Annotated in this window: 14 protein-coding genes, 1 rRNA gene and 2 riboswitches; of the genes, 3 read left to right on the top strand and 12 right to left on the bottom strand. The window is 70.8% G+C overall.

Annotation, left to right across the window (positions count from 1 at the left end; all coding sequences use genetic code 11):
- Position 1 precedes the first annotated feature (1 nt).
- The 5 genes from QMK61_RS11705 to ppc form a co-directional block, all read right to left on the bottom strand.
- Positions 2 to 2,443, bottom strand: coding sequence for an ADOP family duplicated permease (locus QMK61_RS11705; protein ID WP_302072391.1), 2,442 nt, complete (start codon positions 2,441 to 2,443; stop codon positions 2 to 4).
- A gap of 5 nt (positions 2,444 to 2,448) precedes the next feature.
- Positions 2,449 to 4,863: an ABC transporter permease gene (locus QMK61_RS11700; RefSeq protein ID WP_302072390.1), complete on the bottom strand. Its 2,415-nt coding sequence runs from the start codon at positions 4,861 to 4,863 to the stop codon at positions 2,449 to 2,451.
- On the bottom strand, positions 4,860 to 5,624 hold the full coding sequence (locus tag QMK61_RS11695) for an ABC transporter ATP-binding protein (RefSeq protein WP_302072389.1): 765 nt from the start codon (positions 5,622 to 5,624) through the stop codon (positions 4,860 to 4,862). The genes QMK61_RS11700 and QMK61_RS11695 overlap by 4 nt, the downstream gene beginning before the upstream one ends.
- A gap of 227 nt (positions 5,625 to 5,851) precedes the next feature.
- A complete protein-coding gene (locus QMK61_RS11690) occupies positions 5,852 to 7,087 on the bottom strand; it encodes an HlyD family efflux transporter periplasmic adaptor subunit (RefSeq protein ID WP_302072388.1) in 1,236 nt (411 codons plus the stop codon).
- Positions 7,088 to 7,451: 364 nt separating this feature from the next.
- On the bottom strand, positions 7,452 to 10,220 hold the full coding sequence (ppc, locus tag QMK61_RS11685) for a phosphoenolpyruvate carboxylase (RefSeq protein ID WP_302072387.1): 2,769 nt from the start codon (positions 10,218 to 10,220) through the stop codon (positions 7,452 to 7,454).
- Between the two features lie 88 nt (positions 10,221 to 10,308).
- Positions 10,309 to 10,387: riboswitch (S-adenosyl-L-homocysteine riboswitch) on the top strand.
- A 36-nt stretch (positions 10,388 to 10,423) separates the two neighbouring features.
- On the opposite strand from ppc, the gene ahcY reads away from it, so the two are divergent.
- Entirely contained in the window at positions 10,424 to 11,857 is a 1,434-nt protein-coding gene (gene ahcY, locus QMK61_RS11680) for an adenosylhomocysteinase (RefSeq protein WP_302072386.1), read from the top strand.
- 138 nt (positions 11,858 to 11,995) lie between these two features.
- On the opposite strand, the gene QMK61_RS11675 is transcribed toward ahcY, so the two are convergent.
- The 3 genes from QMK61_RS11675 to metF all read right to left on the bottom strand — a co-directional run bounded on the left by QMK61_RS11675 (position 11,996) and on the right by metF (position 14,413).
- Positions 11,996 to 12,913 carry a branched-chain amino acid transaminase gene (locus QMK61_RS11675; protein ID WP_302072385.1) on the bottom strand — a complete coding sequence of 306 codons (918 nt, stop codon included), beginning with the start codon at positions 12,911 to 12,913 and terminating at the stop codon, positions 11,996 to 11,998.
- Positions 12,914 to 12,963: 50 nt separating this feature from the next.
- Positions 12,964 to 13,527: a DUF4124 domain-containing protein gene (locus QMK61_RS11670; protein ID WP_302072384.1), complete on the bottom strand. Its 564-nt coding sequence runs from the start codon at positions 13,525 to 13,527 to the stop codon at positions 12,964 to 12,966.
- 61 nt (positions 13,528 to 13,588) lie between these two features.
- Positions 13,589 to 14,413, bottom strand: a complete 825-nt coding sequence (gene metF / locus QMK61_RS11665; protein ID WP_302072383.1) for a methylenetetrahydrofolate reductase [NAD(P)H] — start codon at positions 14,411 to 14,413, stop codon at positions 13,589 to 13,591.
- Positions 14,414 to 14,609: 196 nt separating this feature from the next.
- Between metF and QMK61_RS11660 the strand changes: the two genes are divergently transcribed.
- Positions 14,610 to 16,271, top strand: coding sequence for an APC family permease (locus tag QMK61_RS11660; protein ID WP_302072382.1), 1,662 nt, complete (start codon positions 14,610 to 14,612; stop codon positions 16,269 to 16,271).
- Between the two features lie 86 nt (positions 16,272 to 16,357).
- Here the strand turns inward: QMK61_RS11660 and QMK61_RS11655 are convergent, their stop codons facing one another.
- The 3 genes from QMK61_RS11655 to QMK61_RS11645 are packed head-to-tail and all read right to left on the bottom strand — an operon-like array spanning position 16,358 to position 19,673.
- Positions 16,358 to 17,434: a homoserine dehydrogenase gene (locus QMK61_RS11655; RefSeq protein WP_302072381.1), complete on the bottom strand. Its 1,077-nt coding sequence runs from the start codon at positions 17,432 to 17,434 to the stop codon at positions 16,358 to 16,360.
- Positions 17,431 to 18,630, bottom strand: a complete 1,200-nt coding sequence (metB, locus tag QMK61_RS11650; protein ID WP_302072380.1) for a cystathionine gamma-synthase — start codon at positions 18,628 to 18,630, stop codon at positions 17,431 to 17,433. The genes QMK61_RS11655 and metB overlap by 4 nt, the downstream gene beginning before the upstream one ends.
- A 2-nt stretch (positions 18,631 to 18,632) precedes the next feature.
- Positions 18,633 to 19,673 carry a homoserine O-succinyltransferase gene (locus QMK61_RS11645; protein WP_302072379.1) on the bottom strand — a complete coding sequence of 347 codons (1,041 nt, stop codon included), beginning with the start codon at positions 19,671 to 19,673 and terminating at the stop codon, positions 18,633 to 18,635.
- An 87-nt stretch (positions 19,674 to 19,760) separates the two neighbouring features.
- Positions 19,761 to 19,876, bottom strand: a riboswitch (SAM riboswitch).
- Positions 19,877 to 20,073: 197 nt separating this feature from the next.
- Here QMK61_RS11645 and QMK61_RS11640 point away from each other — a divergent pair.
- On the top strand, positions 20,074 to 21,090 hold the full coding sequence (locus QMK61_RS11640; protein WP_302072378.1) for a cysteine synthase A: 1,017 nt from the start codon (positions 20,074 to 20,076) through the stop codon (positions 21,088 to 21,090).
- 362 nt (positions 21,091 to 21,452) lie between these two features.
- Here QMK61_RS11640 and rrf read toward each other — a convergent pair.
- Positions 21,453 to 21,565: ribosomal RNA gene (gene rrf, locus QMK61_RS11635) — 5S ribosomal RNA — on the bottom strand.
- Positions 21,566 to 21,802 lie beyond the last annotated feature (237 nt).

The raw sequence follows: 21,802 nt of genomic DNA, 5'->3' as shown, positions 1-21,802 counted from the left end.
TTCACTCCCCCCTCAAGACATGCATCGGCGCCACCCGCGCCGCGCGCAAGGCCGGCAGCAGGCAGGCGGCGAACCCCGCGACGGCCAGCACCACCGCCACGCCCAGCATCACCAGCGGGTCGAGCGCGCCGCCGCGGCCGATCAGCGTCATCACTGCCTGCGACATCGCGCGCGCCACCAGCCAGGCCATACCGACACCCAGCGCCAGGCCCGCCGCGATCTGCAGCAGGCCGCCGTGCAACACCAGGGCGAGCAAGCGCGAAGGCGCCGCGCCCAGCGCCATGCGCACGCCGAACTCGCGCTCGCGTGCGGCCACCGCCACCGCCATCACCGCGTACAGTCCCGCCGCCGCCAGCAGCAACGCCAGCGCGGCGAACAGGCCGATCAGCCACAGGCTGAGCCGCGCGGTCGCGGTGGTCGCGCGCACGATGCTGTGCAAGGTGCGCAGGTGGGCGATGGGTTGCCCGGGCGCAATCTCCGCCAGGGCTTCGCGCACGCCGGCGCGCCAGCCGGCCATGCTGCCGCGGCCGCGTATCGCGAAACGCAGGGGCTCGAGGCTGCGGAACAGCGCCATCATCGTCCCGGGAACCTGCGCCAGCGGCACGTACACCACCGGCTGCCTTGGCTGCAACGGCCCCATCTGGTAGGTCGCGCCCACCACGCCGACGATGCGCGCCGATCGCACCGCATCGCCGACGCCATGCACGTCGATCGACTTGCCCAGCGCGTGGCCGCCGTAATACGTGTCGGCCAGATCCCGGCTGACGATCACCACGCCCTCGCCGCCACGTACGTCGTTGCGAGTGAAGGGCCGCCCCCGGATGAGCGGAATGCCGAACAACTTGAAGAAGCCGGGTTCGATGCCGTGATACTGGGTCAGGAAAGATTCGCCACCGGGCGGCGTCACATGGGTCTGGCCCTGCTCCAGCATGCCGCGGCTGATCGGCAGGGTGGTGGTCGCCACCGCGTCGGTGACGCCGGGGATCGTCCTCAGCCGTTGCATCAGGCGTTGCGCCAGCGCCTGCACCGCAACGGCATCCGGATAGTCCGCCTGCACCGGCGCCAGATCGAAGGTCAACACGTTGCCGTCGGCAAAGCCCAGCTCCAGCCGCGAGGCTTCGTGGAGCGCATGCACGAACACGCCGGCCGCGCTGAGCAGCATCGCCGCCAACGCCACCTGGGCCACCACCAGCAGGCGTCCCAGGCGGCCGCCGCGCAGGCCGATGCCGCTACGCCCGCCTTCGCGCAACTCGTCCGCCGACGTCGCATGCCGGCTGCGCCACAGGGCCAGGCCCGCCGCCAGCAGCGCCCCCAGCAAGCCCATCGCGAAGGCCAGTCCCCACGCCATCGCGCCGACATGCAGGCCTCCATGCCACAGCCACTGGGCGGGAATGCAGCCTTGCAGCAAGGCCAGGCCGATCGTCGCCGACGCCATGCCCAGCAGCGCGCCGCAACCGCCGACCAGCAGGCCTTCACCCAGCGCCGGCAGCAACAGCCGCAGCCGCGAGGCACCCAACGCGCTGCGCACCGCCAGATCGTGCTGGCGCGGAAGCGAGCGCACCAGCATCAGGTTGGCCAGATTGACCAGCGCGATCAGCAACACCAGCAGTGCGCCAGCCAGGAACAGCAGCAGCAACGGCCGGGCATCCTGCTGCACGGCGGAGGCCAGGCTTTCGGCGCGGTAGCGCGGCTTCTTCCAGTTGCCGCCCATGCCCATGGCGCGGAACATCCTGCGTTCGTGGGCGTCGGCCTCGGCCGACACCTCGGCGACCGTGGCGCCGGGCGCCATCCGCGCGATCGCCGTGTGGCCGTTGCGGTTCAAGTCGTAGCTGACCAGCGGCAGTGCCATCGGCAAGACCACGTCGCCGGGGCCCAGTACGGTATTCAGCGCCGCCGGCAGCACGCCCACGATGGTATGCGGCGTGCCCTCGACGTCGAGCTGCGTGCCGAGGACGTCGCGGGCGCCGTCATAGCGGCGCCGCCAGAAACCATGGCTGATGAGCACCGCCGCCGGTCCGTGCGGGCTGTCCTCGGCCGCGGTGAAATTGCGCCCCAGCACCGGTCGGAGCTCCAGCGTCGGCAGCACGTGGCGATCCATGTAGATCACCGGCACCTGCGCCGGCACGCCCGCACCCGCCACGTTCACGGTCGAGCCCGGTCGTTCCAGCCCCAGCGAAACCACGCTTTCCAGTTTGCCGAGCGACTGATACTCGTGCGGCGAAGTGGTATCGACCTGGCCGTTGTCGCGCATGTTGCCGATCACCACCAGCCGCGACGGCTGCGGCACCGGCAACGGCCGCCACAAGCTGTTCTGGATCAGCGCGAACACCGCCACGCTGGCGCCGATGCCCAACGCCAGCACGCCACCGGCCAGCAGCAGGAAGCCGGGCCGGCGCAGGCTGGCGCGCCACGCGCGCCAGATCTCCACAAGCAGGATCGCCATCGTCCCTACTCCCCCCGCAAGGCGCGCATCGGCGCCACCCGCGCCGCGCGCAGCGCCGGCAGCAGGCAGGCCAGCAGGCCCGCCACGGCCAGCACCACGGCCACCAGCAGCATCGCCGCCGGATCGATCGCGTTGTCCCGCCCCAGCGCGTAGAGCAGTTCGCGCAGGCGACCCGACAGCAACACGGCCAGCCCGAGGCCGCAGGCCAGGCCGGCACCTATCTGCGCCAGCCCGCCGCCCAGCACCCGCCGCAACAGGTGCGACGGCGATGCCCCGAGCGCCATGCGCACGCCGAACTCGTGTTCGCGCGCGGCCACGGCCATCGCCATCACCGCATACATGCCGGCCGCAGCCAGCGACAGCGCCAGCAGCGCGAAGACACCTACCAGCAGCAGGTTGAGCCGCACGTCGCCGGTGCTGGCGCGCACGTCCTGACGCAGCGGATGCAGGTTGGCGATGGGTTGCGCGGGCGCCGCCTCGGCCACGGCCGCATGCACGGCGGCGCGGTAGCCGGCCGGGTCGCCGCGCACCTGCAGCGCGAAGCGCAGCGGGAACCAGCCGCGGAACATGTGCATGGCCCAGTCCGGCATCTGCGCCAGCGGCAGGTAGAGGATCGGCGGCGGCGGCTGCAACGCGCTGAACTGGTGCGTGTCGGCCACCACGCCGACCACGCGGGCCGGAACGTCGTGCTCGTGGTCGCCCGGAACGTCGATCACCCGGCCCAGCGCGTGGCCACCGAAATATTTCTTCGCGAAGGATGCGCTCACCATCACCACCGCCTCGCCACCGCGCACGTCGGTGCGGGCGAAGGCCCGCCCTTCGCGCAGGTCGATGCCGAACGTGGCGAGGAAGCCCGGTTCGACACCGCGCACCTCGGTGCTGAACTTGTCGCCGCCCGGCAAGTGAAAGCCACCGAAATTGAACCAGCGGCCGATCGGCAGGTTGGTCGCCGCGGTCACGTGCTCCACGCCCGGCATCGCGCGCAGGCGCTCCAGCACGCGCGCGCTCAAGGCATGCACGGCCGCGGCGTCGGGATAGTCGGCCTTGACCGGCGCCAGTTCGAACGCCAGCACGTGGCTCGCGGAGAAGCCCAGCGGCGCCCGTGCGGCGTCGTACAGGCCGTGCAGGAACAGGCCCGCCGCACTGAGCAGCGTGGCCGCCAGCGCCATCTGCGCCACCACCAGCGCGCGACCCAGGCGGCCGCTGTGCCGTCCGGTGCCGCTGCGACCGCCCTCGCGCAACGCGTCCAGGCCGCTGCCGGCACGGCCGCGCCACAGGCCGATCGCCGCCGACAGCAACGCGCCGGACATGCCCATGCCGAACGCCAGCCACCCCGCCATGCCGTCCACATGCAGATGCGCGCCGGCCAGCCATTCCGGCGGCACCGCCTGCGCGAACAGCGCCAGCCCGAGCACGGCCAGCGCCATGCCGGCCAGCGCGCCGGCCAGCCCCACCAGCAGGCTTTCCGCCAATGCCGGCAGGACGAGCCGGAGGAACGGGGCGCCCAGCGCGCCGCGTACCGCCGCGTCGTGGCCGCGACGCAGCGCACGCAGCAGCATCAGGCTGGTGAGGTTGACCAGCGCGATCAGCCACACGAACAGGGCGCAGGCGAGGAACAGCGGCAGCAGTTGCGCCTGATCCACGCGCAGCGTGGCCTCGAGGCTACCCGCGCCGTAGTGGCGATGCTGGCCGTCGACGCTGCCGTCCGCCATCGCCAGCGCACGCAGGCGCGCCGCGACCTGGGCGGCGACGCCGCCGATGCCGGCTCCCGGCGCCAGCCGCGCCACGGCGTAGTAATTGGGCCCGCCGTCGTTGGCATCGGCCGGCAGCGCCAGCGGCAGCACCACGTCGGCACCGGCGAACACGTCCCGGTCCGACGGCAGCACGCCGACGATGGTGTGCGGCACGCCTTCGACCACGAGGCTCCGGCCCACGGCATGCGGATCGCCCGCGTAGCGCCGCTGCCAGAAACCGTAGCCAAGGATCGCGGCCGGCGGACCGTGCGGCCGGTCCTCCTCCGCATTGAAGTCGCGCCCGGCCGGCAGGCGCAGGCCCAGCGTGGGCAGCACGCCGCGGTCGATGCGCATGCCGCTCACCCGCTCCGGCGTGCCGTCGCCCGACACGTTCACCGGCGGCGAGATGCCTTCGACCAGCCCCATCGAGACCACGCCCTGCAGGCCCGCCACATGCCGATAGCCACGTGGCGAGATGGAAAAGCCGTCGTCCTGGATGCCGAGAGCCACCAGCCGGTCCGGCTGCGCATACGGCAGCGGCCGCAGCAGGGCGCCCTCGATCAGGGCGAACACCGCCACCGTGGAGCCGATGCCCAACGCCAGCACGCCGCTGGCCAACAGCAGGAAACCCGGCCGGCGCAGGCTCGCGCGCCAGGTTCGCCAGATCTCGGCGAGCCAGACGTTCATGCATCCGCCCCGATGCGCTGGCCGATCAGCGCGTCGAGGCGCGATTCGTCCTCGCGGCGCAGGCGGTCGAAGGTTTCCTCGTCCACCACGCGGCCGTCGAACAGGCGCACCTTGCGCTGGGCGAGTTCGGCGTAGCGCGCGTCGTGGGTGACCATGCAGATGGTGGCGCCACCCTTGTGCAGCTCGTCGAGCAGGGCCATCACCGCCTCGCCGTTGCGCGAGTCGAGGTTGCCGGTGGGTTCGTCGGCGAGCAGGATCGCGGGCCGGCCGACCAGCGCGCGCGCCACCGCCACGCGCTGCTGCTGGCCACCGGAGAGCTGCGCGGGGTAATGCCGCATGCGGTGCGCCATGCCCACGCGCTCCAGCGCCTCCTGCACGCGGGCGCGGCGCTCCGCGGCGTCGATGCCGCCACGGTAGGTGAGCGGCAGCTCCACGTTCTCCTGCACGGTGAGGTCGCCGATCAGGTTGAAGGCCTGGAAGATGAAGCCGATCTCGGCGTTGCGGATGCGCGCGCGCTGGCCGGCGTTGAGCGCGGCGACGTCGTGGCCGTTGAGCACATAGCTGCCGCTGCTGGCGGTGTCGAGCAGGCCGAGGATGGACAGCAGCGTGGTCTTGCCGCAGCCGGACGGGCCGGAGATGGAGACGTACTCGCCGCGGCGCACGTCCAGGTGCACGTCGCTGAGCGCGTGGGTCTCCACTTCGTCGGTCTGGAACACCTTGCGCAGGTCCTTGAGGGTGATGACGTCGGCGGTGTCGGTCATGGGGTTGTCCAGGGTTGAAAAGGAACGTGCGGCACGGCGATGCGTCGCCGCGGCCTTGCCGTCATTCCGGCGCAGGCCGGAGTCTCGTGAAGTACTCGTGCGCAGCACGCCCTATGGATTTTGTGTGCTTCGCACGATTTGCCGAACTGGATTCCGGCCTGCGCCGGAATGACGGTGAGGTACGCAGGGAACGATTGCGGTCATTCATGTGCGAGTCGTCCATGGCTTCACTTCAGGCGGATGCGTTCGTAGCTGTCCCACTGGCTGGCGTCGGACAGGATCACCTTGTCGCCCGCCTTCAGGCCGCGCACCACCTGCACCCGGTCGACCGAGGCGGCGCCGATGCGCACCGACACGCGGGTGGCGGTGTCGCCGCCGGGGTCGAGGCGGAACAGGCTGAGGTCGCCGTCGGCCTTGGCCAGCGCGGGGCGGCCCACCGAGAGGACGTCGTGCAGTTCGGCGATGCGGATGCGGCCGTCGACGGAGAGGTCCGGTCGCGCGCCGGGCGGCAGCTTGCCGGACAGCGCCACGTCCACCTGCACGCTGCCGTTGCGCACGGCCGGGTCGATGCGCTCCACCTTGCCGTCGACCAGGCCGTTGTGGGTGTCCACGCTCACCGGCATGCCCAGCGCCACGTCCTTGGCCTGCACCTCGGGCACCTGCAGGCGCGCGATCAGCACGTCGGGCCGGGCCACGCGCGCGAGGTTGGCGCCGGCGGCGACCTGGGCGCCTTCCTGCACCGCCACTTCCTGCAGCACGCCGGCGATGCCGGCCTTCACCTCGAGCGCGTCGGCCTGGCGCTGGCGCAGTTGCAGGTTGCTGCGCTGCTGCTGCAGCGCCGCCTGCACCGCCGCGGTCTGCGCCTTCATATTGGCGGCGAACGCGGCCACGCGCTGCCGCTCGATCGCCACCCGCTGCTGCAGTTGCTTCAGCGCGATCCGACCCTGCTCGTATTCCAGCTGGGGGATCAGGTGCATCTGGTTGGCCTTCTCGTCGATGTCCGCCTTGACCTTGGCCGAAGCGTAGTCGGACTCCGCCTGCGCCAGCGCGGAACGCTGGTCGAGCAGTTGCGATTCCAGCTCGGCGCGCTTGGCCGCCACGTCGGCCTCGGCGGCCGCCACCTGGGCCTGGGCGTTGCGCAGGCTGTCCTGCACCGTGGGGTCGGACAGCTTCATCAGCACGGTGTCCGGCTGCACCTGCGCGCCCGGCCAGACCAGGATCCGCTCGACCGTGGCGGGCGTGGCGGCGGCCAGCCAGCGGATCTCGCGCGGCACCAGGGTGCCGGTGGCGCGTACCTCGCGCAGCATGTCGCCCTGCTGCACGACGTCGATCCACAGGCTGCCGCGATCGGCCACCGGCAAGGCCGGGCCGAGCCGCAGCACCAGCAGGACCAGGGCGGCGACCGCCAGTACGGCGGCGGCCACGCTCCATTGCAGGCGGCGGCGCTTGCGGAGCTTGAGCATGGGATTGGCGATGTCCATGCCTGGATATGGCAAGCGGCATGCCAACCCGCCACGGACGCGTCAGGTCGCATGCCATCGCCGTTTCAGTGGGATCGGGGGGATGGCGTGGGGTGGCGCGTTCGTCCGAATACGGACGGAAGCATCCGCTGGCGGACATGGGTATGGCGTCAAGCAAAGACCGTAAAAACCGTTCGGTCTGTAAAGGCCGTCCAGGCTGAGCGTGGCCTGTGCAAGCAGGCGGAGTCGAAGCCGCGCGCGAACCTTCGACTTCCTCGCTCCTCAAAACGCGGCCATGCCTGGCCGCTCCCCACGTCGGCCCTGCGGGCCTACGCTCAGGATGAACGGGTACGGCTCTCCGGCGGGCTCAGCCGGTATTCTGCAATCCCTGCGACACGCCGTTGACGCAGGCGACCAGGGCGCGCAGCAGCGCCTCGTCCTCGCCGCCGGTGTCGCGCCACCGGCGCAGCAGGTCCACCTGCAGCAGGCTCATCGGGTCGACGTAGGGGTTGCGCAGGCGGATCGACACGTCCAGCCGCGGGTCGTCGCGCAACAGGCGGTTCGCGCCCTTGAGGCGCAGCAGCCAGTCGCGGGTGCGCGCGAATTCGGCGCGGATCAGGCCAAAGAACTCCCCGTGCAGCGGGCCGGAAAGCTTCGAGAACGCCTCGGCGATGTCGAGGTCGCACTTGGCCAGCAGCATCTCCACGTCGTCCAGCGCGTTGGCGAGGAACGGCCAGTCGCGCGCCATCCCGGCCAGCGCGTCCTCGCCGTATTCGGCCGCGCCCCATTCCAGCGCGCTGCCCAGGCCGTACCAGCCGGTGATGATGGAGCGGCATTGCGTCCACGCGAACACCCAGGGGATCGCGCGCAGGTCTTCCACGCCGCGCATGCTGCGCCGGCGCGCGGGGCGCGAGCCCATCGCCATGCGCTCGATCACGTCGATCGGCGTGGCGGTGCGGAAGTAGTCGATGAAACCGGGACGGTCGATCAGCTCGCGGTAAACGCGCCGGCTGTGCGCGGCCAGCGCGCCCATGCGTTCGCGCCAGGCATCCTCGCGCGGCTCGTCCTCGCGCGGGCGCAGGCTGGCGCGCAGCACCGCGCCCACGGTCTGCTCCAGGTTGCGCAGCGCCAGCGCGCGGATGCCGTACTTGCGGTGGATCACCTCGCCCTGCTCGGTGACCCGCAGCACGCCGGCCACCGAGCCGCGCGGCGAAGACATCAGCGCCGGCATGATGCGCGCGCCGCCGCGGCTGGCCGAGCCGCCGCGGCCGTGGAAGAAGGAGAGCCGGATGCCGGCTTCGTCCGCCACCTCCAGCAGTTCCACCTGGGCGCGCTGCAGGCCCCAGCGCGAGGCCAGCGTGCCACCGTCCTTGCCGCTGTCGGAATAGCCGAGCATCACCCACTGGCGGTCGCCGCGGGCGCGCAGGTGCTCGCGGTAGACGGGGTCGGCGAGCAGGGCGCGCAGGGTCGCCGGCGCGTTCTTCAGGTCGTCCACGGTCTCGAACAGCGGGGCGATGTCCAGCGGCACGACGCTCTTGGCTTCCTCTCCCCGCAGGGGAGAAGGAGAAGGATCGACGGCGCCCCGACCGGGAGCGGAAGCGACGGCAAGCCCGCCATGGCGCGCCAGCGCCAGCACCGCCAGCACGTCGGCGGCGGTGCGCGCCATGCTGATGATGTACAGGCCGGTGGCCTCGACGCCGTAGCGCGCGCGCATCTCGCCCAGGGTGCGGAACACCGCGCGCAGGCGCGTGGCGGTCTCGTCGTCGCAGTCGGCGAAGCGGCGTTCGCCGCTGGCGTAGGGGCGCAGCCGGTCGGCGCGCGACGCGGCGTCGCGCCCGCTCCATTCGCCGTCGTCGAGCAGCGCGGCCAGGGCGTCGTCGTGCACGCGCGAGTCCTGGCGCACGTCCAGCCGCGCGAGGTGGAAGCCGAAGGTGCGCACGCGGCGGATCAGCCGGCGCACCGCGTAGGCGCCGGCGTGCAGGCCGCGGTGGTCGACCAGGCTGTCGTCGATCAATTGCAGGTCGTCGAGCAGGTCGTCGACGGCGCCGTAGCCTTCCGCGTGGCCGTCTTCCAGGGTGGCTTCCAGCCGCGCCGCGATCAGGGCGAGCAGGCTGCGGTAGGGCATGTCCGCGTGGCGCGGACGGATCCGCCCCGCAGCCTGCGGGAAGCGCGCGCGGTAGTCGTCCAGGCGTCGCGCCAGGCGCGGGTCCACCCCGACGCGGCCCTCGGTCTGGCTGAGCAGGCGCGCCAGCGCGGCGACGTCGGCCAGGTAGTGTTCCAGCACGTGCGCGCGCTGGGTGGCGAGGCTGGCGGCGATGGTGTCGGCGCCCACGTTGGGGTTGCCGTCCATGTCGCCGCCGACCCAGGTGGCGAACGACAGCAGCCGCGGCAGCTCCGTCGCCACGCCGTACACCTGCTGCAGCGCGTCGGCCAGCGCCTCGTACAGGGCGGGCACGATGCGGTAGATCGGGTTGGCGAGGTAGAAGCCGACGTGGTGGTGCTCGTCCTGCACGGTGGGGCGCACCGGCGAGGCCTCGGCGGTCTGCCAGCCGGCCGACAGCGCCATGTAGATGCGGTCCTCGTCCTCGGCGCGTTCCTGCGGGGTGCGGGTGGGGTCGAAGTCGTCCACCAGCGCGCGCACGATCGCCTGCTCCTTCTCCAGCAGCGAGCGGCGCACCGCCTCGGTGGGATGCGCGGTGAACACCGGCTCGACCTGCACCTTCGGCAACCATTCGAGCAACTCGGCGGCGGTGACGCCCTCGGCCTTCAGCCGCCGCAGCACGGCGAGCAGGGATTCCGGCTGCGGCGCGCCGCCGGCGCGCTGGTAGTCGCGGCGACGGCGGATGCGATGCACCCGCTCGGCCGTGTTCACCGCCTGGAAATAGGTGGCGAAGGCGCGCGCCAGCGCTTCCGCGTCGTCCGCCTCCAGCCCCGCCAGCGACGACGCCAGGCCGTCCAGCGCATCGCCTTCGCGGCGGCGGCGGATCGCCGCGGTGCGCACGTCCTCCACGCGCCGGTAGAACGCCTCGCCGCCCTGCTCGGCCAGCATGCGGCCCACCAGCGCGCCGAGCCGGTGCACGTCCTCGCGCAGGGGGCCGTCGTGCGGCAGGAAATCGGGGTCGCGGCTGGCTTCCATCACTTCCTCCGTTGGCTGAACGCCCTAGCCTACCCAAATTGCGTGAAGAAGCTCCTTCCGTCTGGTCATAACGCTACAATGTCTCCTTCCCATCGAGGGGCGCTGCGACCGTGGATAGCCCGCGGCCAGGCTCGATGGACGTTCCCTTCCAACGGCGCCCGGATGCCCGCGTACCCCCGCGCGGACAAACCCGGAGATAACCCATGAACGCTGTCACCCGTGATGCCGCCCCGCAGGACTACAAGGTCCGCGACATCGCCCTGGCCGAGCTCGGTCGCCGCCGCATCCGCATGGCCGAGGAGGAAATGCCCGGCCTGATGCAGATCCGCGCCCGCTATGCCCCGCAGCAGCCGCTGAAAGGCGTGCGCCTGTCCGGCTCGCTGCACATGACCAAGGAAACCGCGGTGCTGATCGAGACGCTCGCCGCGCTGGGCGCCTCGGTGCGCTGGGCCTCGTGCAACATTTTCTCGACCCAGGACGATTGCGCCGCCGCGATCGCCGCCGCCGGCATCCCGGTGTTCGCCTGGAAGGGCGAGACGCTGGAGGAATACTGGCAGTGCACGCTGGACATGCTCACCCACCCCGGCATGCTCGGCCCCGAGCTGATCGTCGACGACGGCGGCGACGCCACCCTGCTGATCCACAAGGGCGTGGAGATGGAAGACGGCTCCGGCTGGGTCGACCAGCCCGGCGCCAACCACGAGGAACAGGTGATCAAGGACCTGCTCAAGGCCACCCGCAAGGAGCGCCCCGGCTTCTGGAAGAAGGTCGCGGCCGGCTGGAAGGGCGTGTCCGAGGAAACCACCACCGGCGTGCACCGCCTGTACCAGATGATGGAAGCGGGCAAGCTGCTGGTGCCGGCGATCAACGTCAACGACTCGGTGACCAAGAGCAAGTTCGACAACCTGTACGGCTGCCGCGAGTCGCTGGCCGACGGCATCAAGCGCGCCACCGACCTGATGGTCGCCGGCAAGGTGGCCGTGGTGTGCGGCTACGGCGACGTGGGCAAGGGCTGCGCGCACTCGCTGAAGGGCTTCGGCGCGCGCGTGATCGTCACCGAGATCGACCCGATCAACGCGCTGCAGGCCGCGATGGAAGGCTTCGAGGTCACCACCGTCGAGGACACCCTGGGCCGCGCCGACATCTACGTCACCACCACCGGCAACAAGGACATCATCACGCTGGAGCACATGGTGGCGATGAAGAACAACGCGCTGGTCTGCAACATCGGCCACTTCGACAACGAGATCCAGATGGATCGCCTGAACGCGGCCGAGGGCGTCACCCGCGAGAACATCAAGCCGCAGGTGGACCGCTATACCTTCGCGAAGTCGAAGCACAGCATCTACATGCTGGCCGAGGGCCGGCTGGTGAACCTGGGCTGCGCCCACGGCCACCCCAGCTTCGTGATGTCCAACAGCTTCAGCAACCAGACGCTGGCGCAGATCGACCTGTGGAAGAACAAGGACGTCTACGAGAAGACCGTCTACCGCCTGCCCAAGCAGCTCGACGAGGAAGTGGCCCGCCTGCACCTGGAGCAGATCGGCGTGAAGCTGACGAAGCTGACGCCGGAACAGGCCGCCTACATCGGCGTGCCGGTGGAAGGCCCGTACAAGCCGGACCACTACCGCTACTGATGAGCCATGCTCTCCGCCCTCTCCCCGCTGGGGAGAAGGGCCGCGCCCGCTTTCCGCCTTCTCCCCGGAGGGGAGAAGGATTCCAAACCGCAGCATTCGCTTTTCTCCTTCTCCCCATAGGGAGAAGGAATCTGCGGCTCAGACCGGCTCCAGCCAGCCCCACTGGTCGTTGGTCCTGCCGTTGAACAGGCCGAAGAACAGCTCCTGCAGCCGCCGCGTGACGCGGCCGGCGCTGCCGTTGCCCACCTGCTTGCCGTCGATCGAGCGGATCGGCGTGATCTCGGCGGCGGTGCCGCACATCAGCACCTCGTCGGCCAGGTACAGGTATTCGCGCGGCAGGTCGCGCTCGACCACCTCGATGCCGTCCTCGCGCGCCAGCGTCACCAGCGTGTTGCGGGTGATGCCGGTGAGGATGGAGGCGCTGGCCGGCGTGGTGTGCAATGCGCCGTCGAAGACCAGGAACAGGTTCTCGCCCGCGCCTTCGCTGAGCAGGCCGGTGGAGGCCAGCGCGATGCCTTCGCCGAAGCCGAGCCGGCGCGCCTCGCGCGCGATCAGCTGGCCGGACAGGTAGTTGCCGCCCGCCTTGGCGCCGGCGGGGATGGTGTTCGGCGCGAAGCGCTGCCAGCTCGACACGCAGGCGGTGATGCCCTGCTCCAGCGCCTCCGGCCCGAGGTACGGCCCCATCGGCCACGCCGCCACGGCCACGTCGATCGGCGTCTCGGCGGACAACCCGAAGCCGCCCAGGCCGCGGTACGCCACCGGCCGCAGGTAGGCGGCGGTCAGGCCGTTCTTCTTCACCACCTCGCGGCAGGCGGCGGCCAGCTCGTCCTGCGTGTACGGCAGCTGCATGTCGTAGATCTTGGCCGACAGGTACAGCCGCTTCAGGTGGTCGGTGAGCCGGAAGATCGCCGCGCCGTCCGGCGTGGCGTAGCTGCGGATGCCCTCGAACACCGAGGAACCGTAGTGCAGCGCATGCGCCATCACGTGGGTGGTGGCTTCGGCCCAGGGCTTGATCGCGCCGTTCTGCCAGATCCATTCGGGGTACTGCTGCGCCATGTCGGTTCTCCGGTGGGGACCGCCCATGATACCGCGCCGGCCGCCGTGGCTCAGCCGGACGGCTCCAGCCACAGGCAGCCGGCGCGCGGCCGCACCTCGAAGCGGCTCTGGCGCGGCGCGCCGGAGCCGTCGTCCGCAGCGGTGCTCAGCACGAGTTCGATGGGCACGGGCGCGGCGTCCGGCGCGGTGGCGGACGTCGCCGGAGCATCGTCGCCGTCCGCGTCGCCGGTCCCGGCCAGGTGGATGCCGAGCAGCGGCTGGCGCATCAGTCGCGCCAATGCCCGGATATCCGCCACCACCGCATGGCTGCCGTAGCCGCGCCACAGCATCAGGCCGGCCAGCCGGTTCGGGTCGTGCGCGGCGAAGGCGTCGACCACGGCTTGCTTCAAGGCCTGCGGGGTGGCGGCGCACAGCGTGGCAGGCGGTGCCGGCGCGACCGCGTCCGGCGGCGACGGTGATGGCGCGGCGGTTACCGGCGTCGCGTGCAACGCGGCGCAGGGTCGGTCGGTGAATACCGGGATGCCGTCCGCGCCCATGCAGCGATGGATGGCCTCCTGTCCCGACAGGGAGCCGGCCGGCAGCAACAACAGCAGCACCAGGGCGAACGGACGCATCGGGCAAGCATAGCCGGCACCCGCCGCGGCTTCCGCGACGGGCGCCCGCATCCGGCCGGGCTCAGGTCAGCCGTTCCAGCACCGCCAGCGTGGCCCGGGCGCGGTTGAGCGTGTAGAAGTGCAGCCCGGGCGCGCCGCCGTCCAGCAGGCGGCGGCACAGCTGCGCCACCACTTCGGCGCCCAGGTCGCGGATCGAACCGGCGTCGTCGCCATGCGCCTGCATGCGCTTGGCGATCCAGCGCGGGATCTCCGCGCCGCAGGCGTCGGAGAAGCGCTTGAGCTGGCTGTAGTTGGAGATCGGCATGATGCCCGGCACGATCGGCACCGCCACGCCCAGCCGCTGCGCATCCTCGACGAAGCGGAAATAGGCGTCGGGGTTGAAGAAGTACTGCGTGATCGCGCCGTTGGCGCCCGCCGCAACCTTGGCCTTGAAGTGGCGCAGGTCGGCCAGCGCGTCCTCGGCCTGCGGGTGGATCTCCGGGTAGGCCGCCACCTCGACGTGGAAGTGGTCGCCCGAATGCTCGCGGATGAAGCGCACCAGTTCGGCGGCGTAGCGGAAGTCGCCCGGCGTGGCCATGCCCGAGGGCAGGTCGCCGCGCAGCGCCACGATGCGCCGGTAGCCGGCGTCGCGGTATTCGTCCAGCAGCGCGGCGATCTCGGCGCGGCTGCCGCCCATGCACGACAGGTGCGGCGCCACGTGGAAGCCGTGCCGCTGGTGCAGCCGGCGTACCGTGTCGGCGGTATAGCTGAGCGTGGAGCCGCCCGCGCCGAAGGTCACCGACACGTATTCCGGCGCGGCGCCCTTCAACGCTTCGGCGGCGCGGTCGAGCTGGGCGCGTTGTTCGTCGGTCTTGGGCGGGAAGAACTCGAAGCTGATCGACGGCATCGCTGGGGTCCGGTGGTCGTTGCGCGCAGTATATATCTCTTGTTCGCGATGGAGCGATATCTACGTTATGACGATCCGCCATGCCGCAGCCGGGCCATGACTTCCGGCACCCGCGGGCTGACATCGCGGCGAAGGGTCTGTCATCATCGGGTGTTTGCGCCGCATGAAGCCGGCCACTCGCCACACGGGAGCCCTCATGTCTCATTCCAGCTCGATCCGCCGCGACGTCGGCCCCTTCGCCCTGATGCTCACCGGCCTCGGCTCCATCATCGGCTCCGGCTGGCTGTTCGGCGCCTGGAACGCCGCCAAGCTGGCCGGCCCCGGCGCGATCTGGGCCTGGGTGCTGGGCGCGGCGGTGATCATGGTGATCGCGCTCACCTATGCCGAACTCGGGGCGATGTTCCCCGAATCGGGCGGCATGGTGCGCTATGGCCACTACTCGCACGGCTCGCTGGTGGGCTTCATCGCGGCCTGGGCGAACTGGATCGCCATCGTCTCGGTGATCCCGGTCGAAGCCGAGGCCTCGGTGCAATACATGGCCGGCTGGAAATGGCAGTGGGCGCAGGATCTGTACCACGTCACCCACGGCCACGGCGAGCTGGCGCCCACCGGCCTGGCGATCGCGGCCGTGCTGGTGATCATCTACTTCCTGCTGAACTTCTGGAGCGTGAAGCTGTTCGCGCGCTCCAACACCGCCATCACCGTGTTCAAGCTGGTCGTGCCCGCCGCCACCGGCCTGGCGCTGATCGCCAGCGGCTTCCACGAGGCCAACCTGTCGGTAGGCATCCACGGCGACGCGCACGTGAACGACTTCGCGGCCATCCTCACCGCCGTGGCTACCGCGGGCATCGTGTTCAGCTTCAACGGCTTCCAGAGCCCGGTGAACCTGGCCGGCGAGGCGCACAATCCGGGCAAGAGCATCCCCTTCGCGGTGATCGGCTCGATCGTGCTGGCTGCCGTGGTGTACCTGATCCTGCAGGTCGCCTACCTCGGCGCGGTGCCGCCGGACCTGCTGGCGAAGGCGGGCTGGCACGGCATCGATTTCAGTTCGCCGTTCGCCGAGCTGGCGGTGATCGTCAACCTGAACTGGCTGGCCTTGCTGCTGTATGCCGATGCCTTCGTCAGCCCCAGCGGCACCGGCATGACCTACACCGCCACCACCGCGCGCATGATCTACGGCATGGAGCGCAACGGCACGCTACCGAAGGTGTTCGGCCGCATCCACCCGAAGTGGGGCGTGCCGCGCCCGGCGATGTGGCTGAACCTGGTGGTGGCCTTCATCTTCCTGTTCTGCTTCCGCGGCTGGGGCACCTTGGCGGCGGTGATCTCGGTGGCTACGGTGATCTCCTACCTCACCGGCCCGGTCAGCGTGATGACCCTGCGCCGCACCGCCCCCGAGCTGCACCGCCCGCTGCGCCTGGTCGGCCTGCCGGTGATCGCCGGCATCGCCTTCATCATGGCCACCGAGCTGCTGTACTGGGCGCGCTGGCCGCTCACCGGCGAGATCATCCTGCTGATGGTGGTGGCCCTGCCGGTGTACCTGTACTACCAGGCCAAGGGCGGCTGGCACGACTTCGGCCGCCAGATGAAGGGCGCCTGGTGGCTGATCTGCTACCTGCCCACGCTGGCCGTGGTCTCCTGGCTGGGCAGCAGCACCTTCGGCGGCAAGGGCTACCTGCCCTACGGCTGGGACCTGGTCGTGGTGGCGGTGATCGGCCTGTTCTACTACGTGTGGGGCGTGCGCGCCGGCTGGCGCACGCCGTCGGTGGAAGCGGCCCGGCTGGAAGCGCATACCGCCCCGGACGCGCCGCTGGTGCCGCCGGACGAGGAAGAAGCCGAGCGCGTCACCGGCCACTGATTCCGCTTCCCGCTTGACTGGAACAGCGCGCGGCCCACGTGCCGCGCGCTTTCTTTTTTCCGGAGCCCGAAACCGGCCGACGCGGCTCAGCCCAGCGCCAGCACGTCGCCCAGCAGCGCCTGCGCGGTGACCTCCGGTCCCGCGCCCGGCCCCTGGATCACCAGCGGCTGCGTGTGGTAGCGCGTGGTGGTGAGCGCGAACTGGTTGTCGGTGCCGTACAGCCGCGCGGCCGGATGCGTGGGCGGCACCTCGACCAGGCCCACGCGCGCATGGCCGCGCTGGTTCAGCCGCGCCAGGTAGCGCAGCACGTGGCCGCGCGAGGCGGCCTCGGCGTGGCGAGCGGCGAGCGGCGCATCCAACTCGTCGAGCCGCGCCAGGAAGTCGTCCGTGTCCAGCGCGCGCAGCGGTTCAGGCACGAGGCTTTCCACCTCCACCTCGTCCCAGCCCAGCGCAAAGCCGGCATTGCGGGCCAGGATCAGCAGCTTGCGCGCCACGTCCTCGCCGGACAGGTCGCTGCGCGGGTCGGGCTCGGTATAGCCCAGCCGGCGCGCCTCGCCCAGCAGCGCCGAGAACGGCCGGCTGCCGTCGTACTGGTTGAACAGGTAGGACAGCGAACCGGAGAACACGCCTTCCAGCGTGAGCAGCCCGTCGCCGCAGTCACGCAGGCGGCGCAGCGTGGACAGCACCGGCAGGCCGGCGCCCACGGTGGCGGCGTCGCCGTAGCGTGCGCCGCGCGCCAGCGCCGCCTGCAGCGCGCGCCAGCCGGCCAGGTCGCCGCCGCCGAGCGACTTGTTCGCGGTGACCACGTGGTAGCCGCGCGCCAGCCATTCCGCGTGGCGCGACGCCAGCTCGGCGCTGGCGGTGGCGTCGACGACCACCTTGGTCCCCGCACCGCTGTCGTCGAGCGCGGCAAGCAGCCGGGCGTCGTCGCGCGCATCGCCGTCGCGCTTCAGCTGTTCGCGCAGGCCGCGCTCGGCCAGCCTCGACGGATCGGTCTGCTGGCGCTGCGAATTGGCGGCGCCGACCAGCCGCAACGCGGACGCGGCCGGCGTGTTGAGCAGCTTGAGGAAGGCGCCGCCCACCACGCCCGTACCCAGCAGCACGACGGCGGGCGCCCGCGGCTGCAGCGCGGGCGCGGCGCGTTCGGCCAGCACCGCGCTCACGCGCTGGCCCTGCGTTTGGAGGCATCCACTGCCTCGGCGCGCCGCAGTGCGGCGTCGAGATCGCGCAGCAGGTCGTCGCCATCCTCGATGCCCGTCGACAGCCGCAGCAGCGTGTCGGCGATGCCCGCCTGGCGACGCGCCTCCGGCGCCATCGCCGCGTGGGTCATCGTGGCCGGGTGCGCGACCAGGCTCTCCACCCCGCCCAGCGATTCGGCCAGCGAGAAATAACGCAGGCCTTCGACGAAGGCTTCGATCTGCGCCGTTCCGCCGTCCAGCTCGAAGCTGAGCATGGCGCCGAAGCCCTGCTGCTGGCGCGCCGCGAGCGCGTGCCCGGGGTGGTATTCCAGCCCGGGGTAGTACACCTTGCGCACGGCCGCGTGGCCGTCAAGGTGGCTGGCGATGCGCACCGCGTTCTCCTGGTGCTGGCGCAGCCGCACGCTTAGCGTGCGCAGGCCGCGCAGGGTGAGGAAGCTGTCGAACGGCGCGCCGGTGAGGCCGTTGCAGTTGCCCCACCACTTCAGCTGTTCGGCTACCGCCGCGTCGCGCGCCACCACGGCGCCGCCCACCACGTCGCTGTGGCCGTTGATGTACTTCGTGGTCGAGTGCACCACCACGTCGGCGCCGAGCGCCAGTGGCTGCTGCAGCGCAGGCGACAGGAAGGTGTTGTCCACCACCAGCAGCGCGCCCACCGCGTGCGCGGCCTGCGCCACGTGGCGGATGTCGGTGATGCGCAGCAGCGGGTTGGACGGCGTCTCCACCCACACCAGCGCGGGCTTGCCGGCCAGGCCCGCGGCCAGCGCGGCCGGGTCGGTGAGGTCGGCGAACTGCACGCGGAAGCGGCCCTTCTTCGCCCAGGCGTCGAGCAGGCGCCAGGTGCCGCCATAGCAGTCGTGCGCGGCCAGCACCGTGGCGCCGGCGGGCACCAGTTCCAGCGCCAGCGCCACCGCCGCCATGCCACTGGCGGTGACCACCGCGCCCACGCCCTGTTCCAGCTCGGCCAGCGCCTCGGCCAGCAGGTCGCGGGTGGGATTGCCGCTGCGCGAATAATCGTACGGGCGCTTGCGGCCGAAGCCCTCGAAGCTGTAGTTGGTGGACAGGTGCAGCGGCGGCACCACGGCGCCGTGCTGGGTATCGGATTCGATGCCGGCGCGCACCGCACGGGTGGCGGCGGCGGGCTCGAAGGTCTCGGCGCTCATGGTCACACTCCGCAACAACAGGGGATGGCCTGGCGCAGCAGCGGCGCCAGCTTGCCGGTTTCTTTCAGGAAGGCGTCGTGGCCGTAGGGCGAGTCGACCACTTCCAGCGTGGCCGGGCCGCGCAGGCGGCGCTGCAGCTCGCACAGGTCGGCCAGCGGCACCAGCCGGTCGGAGGGAAAGCCGATCAGCGTGGCCGGCGCCTGCACCGCCTCCGGGGCCACGTCGTGCAGGTCGATCGATTCGGACAGGGCCAGGAAACGCTGCACGTCGAAGCGCTCGACGAAGCGGCGCCCGGCGCTCTCCAGGTAGTCCTCCACCGGAAAACGGAAGCGCCCGTCGCGGTACTCCGCCTCGCCGCCGAAGCGGCGCGAGAACTCCTCACCGCCGCGGTAGGTGGTCATCGCCAGCTGCCGCGCCAGGGCCAGCGCCTCGTCCGTGCGGCCGGCGGCCAGGCCCAGGCGTACGATCTGGCGCTGGATCGAGCGCTGCGCGGTGGACAGCGGATGCGAACGATGCGCGCCAGCCAGCAGCACCAGCCGATCCAGCCGGTGGGGATGGCGTGCCGCGAAGGCCAGTCCCGCCATGGCGCCGTACGACGAGCCCACGAAGGCCGCCACGCGGCCGATGCCCAGCGCGTCGACCAGCGCGGCCAGCGCATCGGCCTGGTCCTCGCTGGACACCGCCGCCGCATCGGCGCCCAGCTCGGTCGGCGTGAGCCAGTCGATGCTCAGCACGCGGCAGCTGGACAGGTCGATGGCGCGCCCTTCGCCGGCCAGTTCCGACCACCAGCCGGCACGGCCCTCGCCCCCCGTCACGTCACGGTCGGCCGAGATGCCGCCCTGCACGATCACGGTGGGCGCGTCGGGCGCGCCGCTCCACAGGTAGCGCACCTCCACTTCGCGGCCGCCTTGCCCGTAGCGTGGCGTCAGCGATACGCGCCGGCTGCTGCGCTGGACCGTCAGGGTAGTGCGTGGGTGCAGGGCGACGACCACGGCAGTGGGCCGGTCGTCGGAATCTGTGGTTTTGGCGGTCGAAGCGGGCATCGCGGTTCTCCGTGGATCGCATCGACCCTGCGGAGAACTGGCGGAAGATCCGTCGTCGAACCGGTCGCTGTCGCGACGTTCGACGACTTCCCATCTACCGGCCGACGCCTTCAGCGCCCCCGCAGGAGTTGGCACCGTCGCAGGCTTGCCTGCAGGTTGCCCCGGCTTCAAAGGGCCTGTCCCTCAGCCGGTCTCGATGAGTGGTGCAGACTCTAGTCGCCAGGACCCCTCATGTCAATGGACGTTTAGACGTCTAAACGTCCGTAAGTCCGCTTATTTCATGGTGTCGCACGCATATGTGGATTCGCCATATGCGGGACGTCGCGTGCGGACGCCGCCTGATGGCACTCTGGATGGACGCCCGTGCTGACGGGCGCCAGCCTGTTCAGCGGACTTCTGCATGAGTATCCACCCCGACCTTTCCTCCGCCGTCGGCGGCACGCCACTGTTGCGCCTGCGGCACGCTTCCCGCCTCACCGGCTGCGACATCCTCGCCAAGGCGGAATTCCTCAACCCCGGCGGCTCGATCAAGGACCGTACCGCGCTCGGACTGCTGCTGGACGCCGAGCGCAGCGGCGAACTGCGCCGAGGCGGCACCATCGTCGAGGGCACCGCCGGCAATACCGGCATCGGTCTGGCTCTGATCGGAGCCAGCCGCGGCTATCAGAGCGTGATCTTCATGCCCGACACGCAGAGCCGCGAGAAGATCGACGCCCTGCGCGTGGCCGGCGCCGAGGTGCGACTGGTACCGGCCGTGCCGTTCAAGGACCCGCGGCACTACGTGCACATCGCCCGTGCGCACGCCGGGCAACTGAACGCCACCGCCGCCGGCAGCGCCTGGTTCGCCAACCAGTTCGACAACACGGCCAACCGCGACTGGCACGAGAACACCACCGGGCCCGAGATCTGGGCGCAGGCCGGCGGCAAGGTGGACGGTTTCGTCTGCGCAGCCGGCACCGGAGGCACCCTGGCCGGTATCGGCCGCGCGCTGAAGGCGCGCAATCCGGCGGTGAAGATCGCCCTGTCCGATCCTGCCGGTTCCGCCCTGGCGAATTACATCAACCGCGGCGAATTGCTTGCCGAAGGCGGTTCGATCAGCGAGGGCATCGGCTCCAGCCGGGTCACCGAGAACTTCCGCGACGCTCCGGTCGACCTGGCCTGGTCGATCCCGGACCAGGAATCCGTTCCGTTGCTGCACCAGTTGCTGCATGAGGAAGGCTGGTGCGTGGGGGGATCGAGCGGAGTGAACCTGGCCGGCGCGATCCGCCTCGCCCGCGAACTCGGCCCCGGCCACACCATCGTGACCATCCTCGCCGACGCCGGCACGCGCTACCAGGCCAAGCTGTTCAATCCCGCCTTCCTGCGCGACAAGGGCATACCCGTGCCCGAATGGCTGGACCAGGCCTTTCCGGGTTGATGGCAACCGCCGGGGCGTACCCCGCGGTAGCATCGTGGATCCAATGGAGGCGAAAACCTCCGGCTGGAAATGCATGGCAAGCAACAAACGGAGCCAGCCCCTGGCCCACGCGCGGCGTACTGCGCGAGGCGCGCCAGATCCATGCCACCCCGCCGCAGGCACCCGCCTGCAAACGTCGGCAGCCGCTCCGATTGCCCGAAGTGACGATGATACGGGAAGGGTGAGCGAGAGGCCGCAGGTGCGGCGAGGTTGCGCGATGGCGGGAGGCGGCTGTTTGGCCGCGACCGATCGTCGCCGCTCCGCCGGATGCGAGCAAAGAAAACCCCCTGCGCCGTGAGGCGAGGGGGTTTCAAGGAATAAATCCCTGGCGGTGACCTACTCTTGCATGCGAGTGCACACTACCATCGGCGCGGCTGCGTTTCACTTCCGAGTTCGGGATGGGATCGGGTGGGACCACAGCGCTATGGCCGCCAGGGAAGGGGTGGGGTCAGCGCTGGAAGCGCCGGACCCGCAAAGGGGTAAACGAGTGACAAGCGAGTTGGAACGTTGAACCGGGATGCTTCATCGAAGCGGGTCGTGGCTCTTTTGAGGAGTCCGGCCACGGAAGGCCGGGATCGTCGCAGAGGGACCTGCACATGCGAAGCGTCTTGGGGTTATATGGTCAAGCCGCACGGCGCATTAGTACGCGTAAGCTCAATGCATTGCTGCACGT

It is taken from the genome of Fulvimonas sp. R45, assembly GCF_030504985.1.
In the GTDB taxonomy this organism is placed as follows: Bacteria; Pseudomonadota; Gammaproteobacteria; order Xanthomonadales; family Rhodanobacteraceae; genus Rhodanobacter_A.
The sequence above is the reverse complement of the archived record's forward strand: the minus strand, read 5'-3'. Positions and strand labels throughout refer to the sequence as shown.

Excerpts from the sequence above, each read along its gene's own strand:
- QMK61_RS11670 (WP_302072384.1), bottom strand. The coding sequence starts at position 13,527 with ATGCGTCCGTTCGCCCTGGTGCTGCTGTTGTTGCTGCCGGCCGGCTCC.
- QMK61_RS11640 (WP_302072378.1), top strand. The coding sequence starts at position 20,074 with ATGAGTATCCACCCCGACCTTTCCTCCGCCGTCGGCGGCACGCCACTG.
- QMK61_RS11675 (WP_302072385.1), bottom strand. The coding sequence starts at position 12,913 with ATGGCGCAGCAGTACCCCGAATGGATCTGGCAGAACGGCGCGATCAAG.
- QMK61_RS11700 (WP_302072390.1), bottom strand. The coding sequence starts at position 4,863 with ATGAACGTCTGGCTCGCCGAGATCTGGCGAACCTGGCGCGCGAGCCTG.
- ahcY (WP_302072386.1), top strand. The coding sequence starts at position 10,424 with ATGAACGCTGTCACCCGTGATGCCGCCCCGCAGGACTACAAGGTCCGC.
- QMK61_RS11690 (WP_302072388.1), bottom strand. The coding sequence starts at position 7,087 with ATGCTCAAGCTCCGCAAGCGCCGCCGCCTGCAATGGAGCGTGGCCGCC.
- QMK61_RS11645 (WP_302072379.1), bottom strand. The coding sequence starts at position 19,673 with ATGCCCGCTTCGACCGCCAAAACCACAGATTCCGACGACCGGCCCACT.
- QMK61_RS11660 (WP_302072382.1), top strand. The coding sequence starts at position 14,610 with ATGTCTCATTCCAGCTCGATCCGCCGCGACGTCGGCCCCTTCGCCCTG.
- metF (WP_302072383.1), bottom strand. The coding sequence starts at position 14,413 with ATGCCGTCGATCAGCTTCGAGTTCTTCCCGCCCAAGACCGACGAACAA.
- QMK61_RS11705 (WP_302072391.1), bottom strand. The coding sequence starts at position 2,443 with ATGGCGATCCTGCTTGTGGAGATCTGGCGCGCGTGGCGCGCCAGCCTG.
- QMK61_RS11695 (WP_302072389.1), bottom strand. The coding sequence starts at position 5,624 with ATGACCGACACCGCCGACGTCATCACCCTCAAGGACCTGCGCAAGGTG.
- metB (WP_302072380.1), bottom strand. The coding sequence starts at position 18,630 with ATGAGCGCCGAGACCTTCGAGCCCGCCGCCGCCACCCGTGCGGTGCGC.
- ppc (WP_302072387.1), bottom strand. The coding sequence starts at position 10,220 with ATGGAAGCCAGCCGCGACCCCGATTTCCTGCCGCACGACGGCCCCCTG.